At 70.8% G+C, this 13,920-nt stretch carries 12 protein-coding genes; 10 read left to right on the top strand and 2 right to left on the bottom strand.

Annotated features, from left to right (window positions below; translation table 11 throughout):
• Window positions 1-38: 38 nt before the first annotated feature.
• The 4 genes from AB0J88_RS14155 to AB0J88_RS14140 are packed head-to-tail and all read left to right on the top strand — an operon-like array spanning window position 39 to window position 2,967.
• Window positions 39-653, top strand: a complete 615-nt coding sequence (locus tag AB0J88_RS14155) for a nitroreductase family protein (protein WP_364345017.1) — start codon at window positions 39-41, stop codon at window positions 651-653.
• A gap of 42 nt (window positions 654-695) precedes the next feature.
• Window positions 696-995, top strand: a complete 300-nt coding sequence (locus tag AB0J88_RS14150) for a type II toxin-antitoxin system VapB family antitoxin (RefSeq protein ID WP_089252621.1) — start codon at window positions 696-698, stop codon at window positions 993-995.
• A gap of 10 nt (window positions 996-1,005) precedes the next feature.
• Window positions 1,006-2,175: an acyl-CoA dehydrogenase family protein gene (locus AB0J88_RS14145; RefSeq protein ID WP_364345019.1), complete on the top strand. Its 1,170-nt coding sequence runs from the start codon at window positions 1,006-1,008 to the stop codon at window positions 2,173-2,175.
• Window positions 2,176-2,226: 51 nt separating this feature from the next.
• Window positions 2,227-2,967 (top strand): DUF4230 domain-containing protein, encoded by a 741-nt coding sequence (locus AB0J88_RS14140; protein WP_364345021.1) that lies wholly within the window; start codon window positions 2,227-2,229, stop codon window positions 2,965-2,967.
• 44 nt (window positions 2,968-3,011) lie between these two features.
• On the opposite strand, the gene AB0J88_RS14135 is transcribed toward AB0J88_RS14140, so the two are convergent.
• Window positions 3,012-3,215: a PspC domain-containing protein gene (locus tag AB0J88_RS14135; RefSeq protein WP_364345023.1), complete on the bottom strand. Its 204-nt coding sequence runs from the start codon at window positions 3,213-3,215 to the stop codon at window positions 3,012-3,014.
• A 165-nt stretch (window positions 3,216-3,380) separates the two neighbouring features.
• On the opposite strand from AB0J88_RS14135, the gene AB0J88_RS14130 reads away from it, so the two are divergent.
• The 6 genes from AB0J88_RS14130 to AB0J88_RS14105 all read left to right on the top strand — a co-directional run bounded on the left by AB0J88_RS14130 (window position 3,381) and on the right by AB0J88_RS14105 (window position 12,175).
• Window positions 3,381-4,748 (top strand): L-serine ammonia-lyase, encoded by a 1,368-nt coding sequence (locus AB0J88_RS14130; RefSeq protein ID WP_364345025.1) that lies wholly within the window; start codon window positions 3,381-3,383, stop codon window positions 4,746-4,748.
• A gap of 191 nt (window positions 4,749-4,939) precedes the next feature.
• On the top strand, window positions 4,940-5,758 hold the full coding sequence (locus AB0J88_RS14125) for an ABC transporter permease (RefSeq protein ID WP_364345027.1): 819 nt from the start codon (window positions 4,940-4,942) through the stop codon (window positions 5,756-5,758).
• The gene (locus AB0J88_RS14120) at window positions 5,759-6,508 is read left to right on the top strand and encodes an ABC transporter ATP-binding protein (RefSeq protein ID WP_364345029.1); all 750 of its coding nucleotides are present in this window, start codon (window positions 5,759-5,761) and stop codon (window positions 6,506-6,508) included.
• Complete coding sequence (locus AB0J88_RS14115) at window positions 6,505-8,295, top strand: DUF5941 domain-containing protein (protein ID WP_364345031.1); 1,791 nt, start codon at window positions 6,505-6,507, stop codon at window positions 8,293-8,295. The genes AB0J88_RS14120 and AB0J88_RS14115 overlap by 4 nt, the downstream gene beginning before the upstream one ends.
• Window positions 8,262-10,454, top strand: a complete 2,193-nt coding sequence (locus AB0J88_RS14110; protein ID WP_364345033.1) for a CDP-glycerol glycerophosphotransferase family protein — start codon at window positions 8,262-8,264, stop codon at window positions 10,452-10,454. Before AB0J88_RS14115 ends, AB0J88_RS14110 begins: the two co-directional genes overlap by 34 nt.
• A 2-nt stretch (window positions 10,455-10,456) precedes the next feature.
• On the top strand, window positions 10,457-12,175 hold the full coding sequence (locus tag AB0J88_RS14105; RefSeq protein WP_364345035.1) for a glycosyltransferase: 1,719 nt from the start codon (window positions 10,457-10,459) through the stop codon (window positions 12,173-12,175).
• Here the strand turns inward: AB0J88_RS14105 and AB0J88_RS14100 are convergent.
• A complete protein-coding gene (locus AB0J88_RS14100) occupies window positions 12,172-13,800 on the bottom strand; it encodes a glycosyltransferase (protein WP_364345037.1) in 1,629 nt (542 codons plus the stop codon). The two genes, AB0J88_RS14105 and AB0J88_RS14100, sit on opposite strands and share 4 nt — an antisense overlap.
• Window positions 13,801-13,920 lie beyond the last annotated feature (120 nt).

Below are 13,920 nucleotides of genomic sequence, written 5' to 3'. Positions count from 1 at the left end.
CCGATAGGTTGCGAAGCCGGCCAGGGGGGAGGCTAGTGATGGAGTTCGGCGAGGTCGTCCGCAAACGGCGGATGGTCCGCGACTACGACCCCGACCGCCCGGTGCCGGCGGCGGTGGTGGAGCGCCTGTTGCGCCACGCCACCCACGCGCCCTCGGCCGGTTTCTCGCAGGGCTGGGGCTTCCTGGTCCTCGACGACGCGGCCGGCCGCGACGCGTTCTGGTCGGCGGCCACGCCCTCGGCGCAAAAGCCCAACGGCTGGCTCGCGGGCATGCGCCGGGCGCCGCTGATCGTGGTGCCGCACTCCAACCGGTCCGCCTACCTCGACCGCTACGCGGAGCCCGACAAGGGCTGGACCGACCGCGACCCGGGCCGCTGGCCGGTGCCGTACTGGGACATCGACACCGGCATGGCGTCGCTGCTGATGCTGCTCACGGCCGTCGACGAGGGGCTGGGCGCGTGCTTCTTCGGCATTCCGGGGGAGCGCGTCGACCACTACCGAGAGGCGTTCGGGGTGCCGGCGGAGTTCACCCCGATCGGGGCCTTGACGATCGGCTATCGGGCACCCGATCGGCTGTCGCCGTCACTGAGAAGGGGCCGGCGTCCAGTTGATCAGGTGGTGCATCGCGGGCGATGGTCACAGTCGATAGGCTGAGCCAGCTGGCGGTGAGCCACCTAGCCAAGAGAGGAGCGGCGCGTGATCTTCAAGTCGGTGCGTGACGGCCGCCCCTACCCGGACCACAACTTGACGCTCAAGCAGTGGTCCGAGATCCCGCCGCGGCCGCTGCGGCTCGACCAGCTCATCACCACCAAGCGCGAGCTGGCCCTCGACAAGCTGCTGGCCGAGGACTCGACGTTCTACGGCGACCTGTTCCCGCACGTCGTGCAGTGGCAGGGCGGCCTCTACCTCGAAGACGGCCTGCACCGAGCCCTGCGGGCCGCGCTCCAGCAGCGCAACCAGATCCACGCCCGGGTGCTGGTGCTGCCCACCGAATAAGGTGAGCGACATGGACCGCGTCGCCCCGCTGGAACTGCTCGACCTCGACGGCAACCTCTCTTCCGACGACCGTGACATGCGCGCCGTGGTGCGCCAGGTCATCGACGAACGGGTGCGGCCCCACGTCGCCACCTGGTACGAGGAGGGCCGCGTCCCGGTCCGCGAGCTCGCGGCGGAGTTCGGCAAGCTCGGCCTGCTCGGCATGCACCTGACCGGCTACGGCTGCGCCGGGGCCAGCGCCACCGCGTACGGCCTGGCCTGCCTGGAGCTGGAGGCCGGCGACTCGGGCGTGCGCTCACTGGTCTCCGTCCAGGGCTCGTTGGCGATGTTCGCGATCCACCGGTACGGGTCGGAAGAGCAGAAGCAACGCTGGCTCCCGCCGATGGCGGCCGGCGAGGCCATCGGCTGCTTCGGGCTGACCGAGCCCGACCACGGCTCCGACCCGGCCGGCATGGCCACCCGCGCCCGCCGCGACGGCGACGACTGGGTGCTCAACGGCGGCAAGATGTGGATCACCAACGCGCCGGTCGCCGATGTCGCGGTGATCTGGGCGCGCACCGACGACGGCATCCGCGGGTTCGCCGTGCCGATGGACACGCCGGGCGTGACGGCCCGCGAGATCAAGCACAAGATGTCGCTGCGGGCCTCGTCGACCGGAGAGATCGTCCTCGACGATGTCCGCCTGCCCGACGCGGCTCGGCTGCCCGCCGCCGAGGGACTCAAGGCGCCGCTGTCGTGCCTGACCGAGGCGCGGTTCGGCATCGTCTTCGGTGCGCTCGGCGCCGCCCGGGAGTGCCTGGAGACGGCGATCGACTACGCGTGCACCAGGGAGCAGTTCGGTCGTCCGATCGCCGGCTTCCAGCTCACCCAGGCCAAGCTCGCCGACATGGCGCTCGAGCTCCAGAAGGGCTACCTGCTCGCGCTGCACCTGGGCGCGCTGGCCGACTCCGGCCGACTGCGGCCCGAGCAGGTCAGCGTCGGGAAGCTCAACAACGTGCGCGAGGCGATCGCCATCGCCCGGCAGTGCCGCACGATCCTCGGTGCCAACGGGATCAGCGCGGAATACCCGGTCATGCGGCACGCGAACAACCTGGAGAGCGTGTTGACCTACGAGGGCACGAGCGAGGTGCACCAGCTGGTCGTCGGCCAGAAGCTCACGGGGGTGTCGGCCTTCGTTTAGGGGTGGCGCGCATCGGGGAAACTGTTCGCAGAAGGACGGTGAGGTGGACAAATGGCCAATATCGAGCCCACCCGCGAATATCCCGACGTGAACCCGCGTACCGACGAACGGCATGCGGACGATCCGGCCTGGACCGACCAGGAGCAACCGCGACCACGCGGGCGCGGCCTCATCTGGTTGGCCGCGATCGTCGTCGTGCTCGTGGCCGGCGGCTTCGCGCTCAAGGCGGCCGACCTGTTGCCGAGCTGGCGCAACCCGTTCGCCCAGGAGACCACCGACCGCAGCCAGCCGCCGCTGCTCAAGTCGATCCAGGACCTGAGCCGCTACGTCGCGGCCGAAGGCAACTTCCAGGTCATCGTCGACAAGCAGACCAGCCGCGACAACATCCCGGAGTTCCTGCTCAACGAGCGCACCCTGTTCGTCGGTGTGGGCTCGGTCGAGGCCTACGTCGACTTCGGCAAGCTCGCCGACGGCGCGATCGTGGAGTCGGCCGACGGCAAGTCGGTCGAGGTCAAGCTCCCCGCGCCGCAGCTCGCCGAGGTCAACCTCGACACCGAGGCCAGCTACATCTTCGCGGAGGAGCGCGGCCTCGCCAACCGGCTCGGTGACCTGATCAAACGGGACCCGAACCAGCAGCAGGAGGTCTACACGCTCGCCGAGGAGAAGATCAAGGCGGCGGCCGTGGACAGCGGGCTGCAGGAGCGCGCCCAGGCCAACACCAAGGCGATGCTCGAGGGCATGCTCCGCTCCCTCGGCTACGAGACGATCACCATCACCTACACCGCGCCGTAGCTCCGCGAAAGGGGCCTCTGTCGATGACAGAGGCCCCTTTTCTCTCAGGCGCGGGCGGTATAGCGGCTCTCGTCGGGCATCAGGACCCACAGCACGATGTACACCAGCACCTGCGGTCCCGGCAGCAGGCACGAGAGCACGAAGAGCAGGCGCATCGTGTTGGGCCGCATCCCGAAGCGGCGTGCGAGGCCGCTGCAGACACCCGCGATCCATCGGTCGTCACGGGGGCGGACGAGTCTGGTGCTCATCGGTAAGTCCCTTTCCCTTCACTCGGTCCTGATATCAACGCTAGAAACGGACAGCCAGGCCGCCCTCGGTCCCGAGATGGATTCGGGGCACCCGCTTCCCGTAGGGAGTACCCCGATTGCGCGCGTATGCTCGCGCGCGGCGGCCGGCAGAATGGAGCACCCCCGGTGATCAGCGCTTTCGACCTCTTCACGGTCGGTATCGGACCGTCCAGCTCGCATACGGTCGGCCCGATGCGGGCCGCGCGCACCTTCGTCGCCGGGCTCGCAGCGGATGGCGTCCTGGACGACACGGCCCGCGTCCGGGCCGAGCTGTTCGGCTCGCTCGGCGCCACCGGCCACGGGCACGGCAGCGACCGGGCCGTGGTGCTCGGGCTGGCCGGCGAGAAGCCCGAGGAGGTCGACACCGACGAGGTGCCCAAGCTGGTCACCCGCACCAGGGAGAGCCGCCGGCTGGCGCTCCTCGGCCAGCACGAGATCGACTTCGACCCGGCCGAGGACGTGGTCCTGCACCGCCGCCGGTCGCTGCCCTACCACCCGAACGGCATGACCTTCGGGGCGTACGACGGGGCCGGGGCCACTGTGCGCGAGCGCACCTACTACTCCGTCGGCGGCGGGTTCGTGGTCGACGAGGAGGCGGCCGGGGCCGACCGGATCAAGCCCGACACCACGGCGGTCCGCTATCCGTTCACGACCGGCGCCGAGCTGCTCACGCGTACCGCGCAGGCCAAGGGTTCGATCTCCGACGTGATGCTGGCCAACGAGCTGTCCTGGCGCTCCGAGGCCGAGGTCCGGGCCGGCCTGCTGGACATCTGGCGGGTCATGCGCGAGTGCGTCGAGCGCGGCTGCGAACGCGACGGGACGCTGCCCGGCGGGCTCAAGGTCCGCCGCCGGGCCGCCGAGCTCAACCGAAAGCTGCGCTCGGAGATCGCCGGCGACCCGCTGCGGGTGATGGACTGGGTGACCCTGTTCGCCCTCGCCGTCAACGAGGAGAACGCGGCCGGCGGACGGGTGGTGACCGCGCCCACCAACGGCGCCGCCGGCATCATCCCGGCGGTTTTGCACTATTACACCCGGTTCGTGCCGGAGGCGACCGCCGACGGGGTGGTCCGCTTCCTGCTCGCCGCCGCCGCGATCGGCGTGCTCTTCAAGGAGAATGCCTCGATCTCCGGTGCCGAGGTCGGCTGCCAGGGCGAGGTCGGCTCGGCCTGCTCGATGGCCGCCGCCGGCCTGGCCGAGGCGCTCGGGGGCACGCCGGAGCAGGTGGAGAACGCCGCCGAGATCGGCATGGAACACAACCTGGGTCTGACCTGCGACCCGGTCGGCGGCCTGGTGCAGATTCCGTGCATCGAGCGCAACGCCGTGGCGAGCATCAAGGCGATCACCGCGGCCCGGCTTGCGCTGCGCGGAGACGGGGTGCACCACGTCTCGCTGGACAAGGTCATCAAGACCATGCGGGAAACCGGCGCCGATATGAAGGTGAAGTACAAGGAGACCGCGCGAGGTGGGTTGGCGGTCAATGTCATCGAATGTTGACCTTGGGCGCCAAGGGGTGCCGCTGGGCTTATCTCGATGTTTAACCGACTGCTAACCTATGGCGCGTCAGCGGGCCGCGTCGGCGCCCCCCAGCCGCCGCGACGCGAGCGCCGCCAGGGCAGCCCTCGCACAGACCATGAGCTGACGCGGATGGGTTGCCCGTCGCAAGAGAAACGCAGGTGGAGGCGGCTGTGACATCGAGCGTGACGACGTTGTGGGAAAACCGCAACGCCTTGGGGCTGCTGGTTCGCCGGGACCTCTCGGTGAAATACCAGCAGTCCATCCTTGGTTACTTATGGTCACTGATCGAGCCGCTCGGCGTCGCCGCGATCTACTGGTTCGTCTTCGGTGTTCTCTACGGCACGGGCGCTGACCGGCACCTCGGTGACGCGAACAACTCGTACCCCCTGTTTCTGATCACCGGCATCTTCGCGTGGTCCTGGGCCAACGCGGCGATGGGTGAGGCGACCAGCGCGCTGACCGGCCAGGCCCGGTTGATCACGACGATGAAGGTCGCCCGCCAGGTCTTCCCGATCGGCCGGGTGCTCGGCCGGTTCGCCGAGTTCGTCGCCGGTGTGCCGATCCTGATCGTGCTCGCAATCGTCTTCGGCGAGCTGCACTTCGACTGGCAGCTGCTCGCGTTGCCGCTGGCTATCGTGCTGCAGACCGTCTTCCTGACCGGTCTCGCGCTGCTGCTCTCCTCGCTCAACGTGCTGCTCCGCGACGTCGAGAAGCTCATGCGCCTCGGCCTGCGCTTCCTCTTCTACGCCACGCCGATCATCTACCCGCTGGCGTTGGTGCAGAACGCGGACATGCCCGACTGGGTCAAGACGGTGTACGAGCTGAACCCGCTGGTCGGCATCATGCAGCTCTACCACGCGGTCTGGTACCCCGAGATGTTCCCGAGCGCCCAGCTGCTCGGCGTCACCGTCGGCATCAGCCTCGTCCTGCTCGTCGGCGGCTGGTGGGTGTTCCGCCGCCTCGAACCCGCCGTCCTCAAGGAGCTGTAAGTGGCCACCCCGATCATCGAGGCCGAGGGGCTCGGCGTCCGGTTCGTCCGCAACCGTCGCAGGCAGATGCGCATCCGCGAGATGTTCATCCACCGCAGCAACCGCTCGCCGAACCCGGGCGAGTTCTGGCCGCTGCGCGACGTCAACTTCACCGTCAACGCGGGTGACGCGCTCGGCGTCATCGGCCGCAACGGCACGGGCAAGAGCACGCTGCTGCGGTTGATCGCCGGCGTGCTGATCCCCGACGAGGGCAAGATCACCGTGCGCGGCCGGGTCGCCCCGCTGCTCGAGCTGTCCGCCGGCTTCTCCAACGACCTCACCGGCCGGGAGAACGTGCACCTGGTCGGCTCGCTGCACGGGCTGTCCAGCAACTTCCTCAAGAAAAACTTCGACGAGATCGTCGACTTCGCCGGCGACCAGGTGAGCTCGGCGATCGACACTCCCGTCCGGCACTACTCGTCGGGCATGAAGGTGCGGCTCGGCTTCTCGGTGATCGCCCGGCTGTCGCACCCGATCCTGCTGGTCGACGAGGTGATGGCGGTCGGCGACGCGGAGTTCCGCAAGAAGTGCTACGCCACCATCGAGCGGCTGCTGGCCGAGGGCCGGTCGCTGGTGCTGGTGTCACACAACGAGGCCGACCTGACCCGGTTCTGCAACCGGGGGCTCTACTTCGACAAGGGCAAGCTGGTCACCGACGGCACGGTCCAGGACGCCCTCGACTCCTACAACAACGTGGCGGTCCGTTCGTGACGGTAGCCGTCCTGTTGCCGGGCTCCGACCCGGCGCTGATGGATCGGCTCACCGCCCAACTCCACGCCGCCGGCGCCCGCGAGGTCAGGGGCACGCTCCCGACCGGCCTCGCGGAGCCGGTGTTGATCTGCTCCGGTGACCTGGTCGCCCACGACGCGGTGATCCGGCACGTGGCCACCGCGCCGGGTGCCGGCAGCGTCGCTCTCGTGCTGCCCGACGGCCCGGGTGACCCGGTCCGCGAGGAGCGTGGCCAGCTCGTGCCGGGTGAGCCCACCGGTGTCTCCGGCGGGCTGGTCCGCGTGGGCGTGGCGGACCTGCCCGCATTGGCCAACGGCGCCACCGTCGCGGACCTGCTGGCGGCGGGAGCCACCGTGACCGCGCAGCGCGTGCGGCTGTTGGTGGCCCGCCGGGTCAGCGACCCCGCGGAGATCCCCGCCGCGCTGGCCGCAGTGGCCGAGGTCGACTCCGACCAGGCCGAGCTGCGGCTCGCGGTCAAGGAGCAGGACGACTTCTTCACGACCTACTTCGTGAGCCCGTGGTCGCCGCGCGTGACCAGGCTGGCGGCCCGGATGCGGCTGAGCCCGAGCCAGGTCACCGCGGTGTCGATCGTGGTGGTCGCGGCCGCCGCGGCGCTGTTCGCGTTCGGTGGCGGCAGGCTCGCCTGGGTGCTCGGCGGCATCCTGCTCTACCTCGGCTTCGTGCTGGACTGCGTCGACGGCCAGCTCGCCCGATACACCCGCAACTTCAGCGTGTTCGGCGGCTGGCTCGACACGATCGCCGACCGGGGCAAGGAGTACCTGGTCTATGCCGGTCTCGCGGTCGGCGCCGAGGCCGCCGGCCTGGAGGGTGCCTGGCCGCTGGCGATCACCGCGATCGGCCTGCAGACCGTCCGGCACATGACCGACACGTGGTACGGCACCCTGCACGACGTCGCGGCTCGGTCGGCGACCGCGACCCCGGCCGCCGGTGGGGGTGTCGCCGGGCGGCTCGGTGCCGTCTCGGCCCGGGTGCGCTCCGACACCGGCTCGGTCGCCTACTGGCTCAAGCGCACGGCCGCTTTCCCGATCGGTGAGCGGTGGGCCGTGATGGCGTTGCTCGCGGCGCTCTTCGGGCCGCGGATCGCCCTGATCGGCGTGCTGGCCGGCATCGTGGTCGCGTTCGCCTACACGCTCGGGCTGCGCACGCTGCGCGCGCGTGGCATGCGGGTCTCGGCGTTCGCCGGCGTCCCGGCCGGCGAGCAGCGCGACGACGGGCCGATCGCCACACTGCTCGGGCGGGCCGGCGTCGGCGGCCCGCTGGCGGGTGCCGTTGCCGCCACCCTCGTCGCAGCGCTGTTCCTGACTTTCGCCTACGCGGGTGCCGGCGCGGGCGCCCTGACCCTCAGCGCCGCGGTCGCCATCCTCCTGGTCGCCGGGCTGACGGCCGGCGCGGCCCACGCACGCCCGCTGGACTTCCTCGTGCCGGCCGCCCTCAGAGCCGCCGAGTACCTCTTCGTGATCGCCGTGGGCGTGTCCTACGACGTGCCCGCCTGGGGCACTTTCCTGCTGCTCTTCGCGCTCGCGCTCTGGCACTACGACCTGACCGCCCGGCTGGAGAAGCGGGAGGCCGGGGGCTGGCTGCACCGGTGGGGCCTGGGCTGGGACGGACGCATCCTGGTGCTCGCGCTCGGCTGTGCTTTCGGGCAGGCTGCCGCGACGACGGTTACGATCGCTGCTTACCTGATGTTTACCTTCTTGTTGGGCAGTGTGATCTGGTGGCGGAATCGGGCGGCGGCCGCAGCCCTTTGATCAGCTTCATCGTTCCGGTCTTCAACGTCCGGCCATATCTGCGGCAGTGTCTCGAATCGATCCTCGCGGACGAGTCTGTCCCGATCGAGCTGATCGCGATCGACGACCGGTCGACGGACGGCAGCACCGAGATCCTGACCGAGTACGCGGCCCGCGACCCGCGGGTGGTCCTGCTGACCATGGAGCGCAACAGCGGTCAGGGTCCGGCCCGCAACCGCGGTCTGGCGGCGGCCACCGGCGACTACGTCTGGTTCGTCGACAGCGACGACTGGCTGGCCGACGGCATCGTGGCCGCGGTCGCCGCCCGGATCGCGCACGTCGACCCGGACGTCGTCGTGGTCGACCACGTCCGCTCGCACTGGGACGGCACGGTCGACGCCTCGGTCAACCGCTTCGCCGGGGCGCCGGAGGTCTTCGCGCTGCGGGAGTGGCCGAAGGCGATCGAAATCCTGCACACCCCGTGGAACAAGATCATCAGGCGCTCGCTGCTGCTGGCCACCGGGTTCGAGTTCAAGACCGGTTGGTACGAGGACGTCCCGTTCACGTACCGCGTCCTGCTCGCCGCCGACAAGATCACGCTGCTCGACCGGGTCGGGGTCCACTATCGGCAGCGGCGGATCGGCGCGGCCACGCGGACGGTCGGCGAGGGCCACTTCGCGATCTTCCCCAACTGGGCCGAGGTCTTCGACACGTTCGACGACAGCCGCCCCGGCGCGGCCAAGCTGCGCGCGCTGCTGTTCCGCCGGATGATCTGGCACTTCCTGATCGTCCGGGGCAACGACGACCGGCTGCCCGAGGAGCTGCGCGGCCGGTTCTTCGACGAGATGACCGCGCACTACCACCGCTTCCTCCCACCCGGCGGCTACCCGGTGCCGGGCGGCATGGAGGGCGTCAAGCACCGGCTGGTGGCCGGCAACCGGCAGCGCACGTTCCAGGCCCTGCGGTTCGGCTTCCGCCGGGCGCAGGACGCCAAGGCGAGCAGTGCCGTCGCGGTGCGGGCTGGCCGGCGGGGCAAGCGGGCGGCCCGGCTCGGTCGGGCGGCCGCGCTGCGCGCCTACTACCACGCCGAGCTGCGCCGCCCGCGCGATCCGAACCTGGCCCTGTTCGCGGCCTACTGGTACCGCGGCATGGCCTGCAACCCGGCCGCGATCTACGAGAAGGCCAAGGAGCTTGTCCCCGGCGTACGCGGCGTCTGGGTGGTCCGCCGCGACAAGGTCGGCACCCTGCCGCCCGGCGTGCCCTACGTGATCGCCGGCACACGGGCGTACTTCCGGGCGCTGGCCCAGGCGACGTACCTGGTCAACAACGTCAACTGGCCGAACTACGTGGTCAAGCGCGAGGGCACCACGCACGTGATGACCCACCACGGCACCCCGCTCAAGGTGATGGGGCTCGACCAGCGCGACTACCCGGGCGGCGTGCAGGACCCGGACTTCGCCGGCCAGATGCGCCGGGCCGACCGGTGGGACTACAGCATCACCGCGAACGCGTTCACCACGCAGATGTGGGAGCGGGCCTACCCGTGCCGCTACCGCACCTTGGAGACCGGCTACCCGCGCAACGACCGGCTGGCGCTGGCGACCCCCGAGGAGGTCGCCCGGGTCCGGGCCGAGCTGGGCATCGAGCCCGGCCAGCGGGTCGTGCTCTACGCGGCGACGCACCGGGAGCACCTGCCCGGCTATCACCCGCCGTTCGACCCGGAGAAGGTGCGGGCGGCCGCCGGGCCGGACGCGGTGCTGCTGATGCGCAGCCACTACTTCCACGACCGCCGCGGCGCCGCGCCGGATCCGGTCGACCTGTCCGGCGTACGCGACGTCTCCGCCCATCCGTCGGTGGAGGACCTCTACCTGGCGGCGGACGTGTTGGTCACCGACTACTCCTCGGTGATGTTCGACTACGCCGTGCTGGACCGGCCCATCGTCATCTATGCGCCGGACTGGGAGGCGTACCGGATGATCCGGGGCGTCTACTTCGACATCGTCGCCGAGCCGCCGGGCGCGGTCGCGCAGACGCTCGACGACCTGTGCGAGGTGCTCGGCACGGGCGCGTTCGAGAACGACGCGGCCACGAAGGCCCGGGCGGAGTTCCGTCGTAGGTTCGCCACGCTCGACGACGGCCACGCCGCACAGCGGGTGGTCGAGACCGTGTTTCGAGGCTGATCATGCTGAGTGTCGTGGTCCCGGTGCACAACGTTGCCCGCTGGCTGGACATTTGCCTCGAATCGATCACAGCGCAGACTCATCGCGACCTCGAGGTCGTGCTGGTCGACGACGGCTCCACCGACGGCAGCGGCGAGATCGCGGCCGGCTGGGCCGCGCGCGATACCCGCTTCCGGGTGGTGCACCAGGCCAACGCCGGGCTCGGCGCGGCCCGCAACGCCGGTGCGGCGCTGGCCACGGGCGCCTACCTCGCCTTCGTCGACGCTGACGACGTGCTGCCGCCGTACGCCTTCGAGGTGTTGGTCAACGCGCTCGAGCGGACGGGCTCCGACTTCGCCAGCGGCAACGTCGCCCTGCTGACGGACGGCAGGCTCACGCCCTCTCCGTTGCACCGCGGAACCCACCGCGAGACCCGGCTGGCCGTCGACCCGCGCGAGCACCGTTACCTCGTCTACGACCGGCTCGCCTGCAACAAGGTGTGGCGCCGCTCGTTGTGGGGCGAGACCCGGTTCCCCGAGGGCGTGCACTACGAGGACATCCCGGTGACCGTGCCGTTGTACGGGCGTGCCCGCAGCGTCGACGTGATCGACCTGCCGGTCTACTACTGGCGGCAACGGCCCGCCGGCGACCCGTCGATCAGCCAGCGGTTGGCCGAGCAACGCAACCTCGACGACCGGTTCGCGGCGGTCACCTTCGCCCTGTCCACGTTGGACGGCCCGTTCGCGACCTGGTACGCGGAGACGGCGCTGCAGAGCGACCTGCGTCTGGTGCTCGAAGTCCTGCCCGACGTGGACGACGCGTACCGGGCCAGGTTCGTCAAGCTGGCGACCGCCTTCCTGGCCGAAGTGGATCCCGCGGTGTCGAGTCGACTGCCGGCCCGCCTCGCCACGGCCTGGCAGCTGACCCGGGACGGTGACGTCGACGGTCTCGTCAGCCTGGTCTCGGCTGTGCGGGCGTCGGCCGCCCCGGGTGCGGGAATGGCCGCCTGGCGTGACCCTGCGCCGCCGGCCGTGCGGGCCACGGCGGTGGAGTGGGTCGACCGCCGGCTCCGGATCGAGCTCGCCGACGAGCTCGTCCCGCTGGCGTTGCTCTGGCTGCGGGAGGGCGCACCGGGCAACGGGGTGGTCGCGCTCCCGGCCGCCGGTGGGTCCGGCACACTGCGCCCGTCGCGGCTGCGCGGCCGGCAGGGCTGGCAGTCGGCGGAATGGACGGTCAACGTCGCACCCGCCCGGGACGCGGCGCGGGCGCACGTGCGGGTCACCGAGCCGCTCGCGTTCTCGGCTCGCTGGGTGGACCAGGAGACACTGGTGGTGCCGCTCGCCCGTGGCGGGGTGCTGCGGGTCGTGGTCGAGCGCCCCGCGGTGGTCGCCGCCGAGGCGGGCGAGGATGCCGGGGATCTCTACATCGACGGCTGTGGTGAGCTCGCGCCGGGGACCCTGCTGCACCTGGAGCGGGCCGCGGGGGTGCCGTCGCTGGCGTACCCGGTGGTGGCCGCCGGGCCGAAGTGGATCGCCCGGGTGCCGCTGGCCGATCTGGTCGACGCGATCGCCACACCTGGTGTGCCGGGCGAGCCGCCCGCGGTCTGGCGGGCCGCCCTCGGCGAGCCGGGAGGCTCGACCGTGCCGTTGCGCGCGGGGCCGCGGCTGACCCCGGTCGCCGCCGGACCCGTCCGGACGGACATCGACCCGCGCGGCATCCTGCGGGTCACGGAAGCCCGCTAAGGCGTGTCTCGGTTCAGCTTTCCGCGTACCCGGCGGGTGGCCTCGGCGGTGTAGCGGCGGAACACGAACCGCGTCGCGGTCGCCAGTGAGCGCGCGCCGCCGACCGGGATCGTGTCGACGCCGAAGAAGCTGACCCTGCGACCGAGCGTCGGTCGGGCCACCAGGCGAGGCTGGGGCGACACCAGCTCTGCCTGCTGCCATTCGGCGAGGTTTGCCACGGCGAAGTCGCGACCGCTGACCCAGCGCTCGCCGAAGACCGAGAGCACCGCCTTCTCCCACGACTCGTCGGCCCGCTTGACCCGGGCGGCGCGACGCCGTGCCGCGGTGCGCCAGAGGGCCACGGTGTCCGTCGGCGAGCCGGACTTGGGCGGCAGCACGCGGACCAGGCCGACTCGCCACTGGTTGCACACGTTGACCAGACGGCGCACAGTGTTGGCGTCGACGCCGGTGGTGACCGGCACCTGGAGCAGGTAGGGCGAGGGGTAGACGTCCTCGGGCGCCTCCGAGACCAGCGCGACCCGTGGCTCGTGCCGGTAGGTGGCCTCCACCAGGCGCAGGTCAAGCTGTGGGTCGGCGAGCACCGACATGCGCCCCTCGCCGATCGAGGACCAGTCGGCGACCAGCATGACCCGCAGGTCGGTGAGGTCGCTCATCAGCAGCAGGTCGACGCAGGTGCGGATCTGCTCGAAGCTGCCCTCGGCCCGCACGACCGCGGTGACCAGCGGCACCTTCCAGCTGCGGTTGCCGACCGAGCGCAACCAGCGCGGCTGCGGCATCAGGTCGGCCAGGAACGGCCAGTTGTAGCGGCGCAGCGCGTCGCCCCGCTGCATCATGTTGGTCGGTCCCATGTGCCAGCTGCCCGCCTTCGGCTCCGGCACGAAGGCCGCGCCGGCCTGGGTCAGCCGGAAGCCGAACTCGGTGTCCTCGCCGAGCCGCAGGTTGGTGTCGAGCCCGCCGGTCTCCTCGTAGAGCCGACGGGTCAGCGCCGCGGTCGCGCCGACGTGCGCGCGGAAGTTGAGGTGGTCGCCCTTCCGCAACTGGTCGGTCTTCGTGATGATCTCTTCGACGTAGTCGTGCGGCTCGGTGTCTTCCCAGGCGAAGAGCGTGTCGATCGTGCCGGCGGCGCAGCGCTCCGCGACCTCTTCCGGCGTCGACCAGGCGGTGACGAACCGCTTGTAGCCGAGCGTGACCACCTCGTCGCTGACGTGGTGCCAGCGGACCTGGGCCTCGACGTGCTCGGGAAAGACGACCATGTCGGCGTCGAGCCAGTGGATGATCTCGCCGGTGCTGTTGGTGGCGCCGACGTGCAGCGCGTTGGCCCGGCCCCAACCCGACGAGTGGTCGGCGACCCGGACGATGCGGCAGTTGGCGGGGCGGATCTTCGGCAGCTCGATCGGCGGCTCGCTGGTGTCGTCGGCGATCACGACTTCCAGCAGGTCGGCCGGGTAGGTCTGGTGTGCGAGCGCGGCCAGCGTCAGGTTGAGCGATTCCTGGCAGTTGTAGGCGGGGATGACCACCGAAACGGTGCGGGTGGGCGTCCAGGCCCCGATCTCCGGCGGCTGCAGAACGCTCCAGTCGTTGCGGAAGATCCGGACCGGCTCGTTCGCATCGTTCGGGGTCGGCACGGTCGTGAGTGTATCTAGCCAAAATCAGCGCCGCCTGGACGCTACGTTAATTGTGCCGGTTGACGGGGGGTTGCCGGCTCGAACGACGGGAGCGTCGCGTGGCGGCGGACCAGCACCCGA

Origin of the sequence: Asanoa sp. NPDC049475 (assembly GCF_040676915.1) — a bacterium.
Taxonomy (GTDB): domain Bacteria; phylum Actinomycetota; class Actinomycetes; order Mycobacteriales; family Micromonosporaceae; genus Asanoa.
Note: the sequence above shows the minus strand (reverse complement) of the source record. Positions and strands in the feature narration are given on the sequence as shown.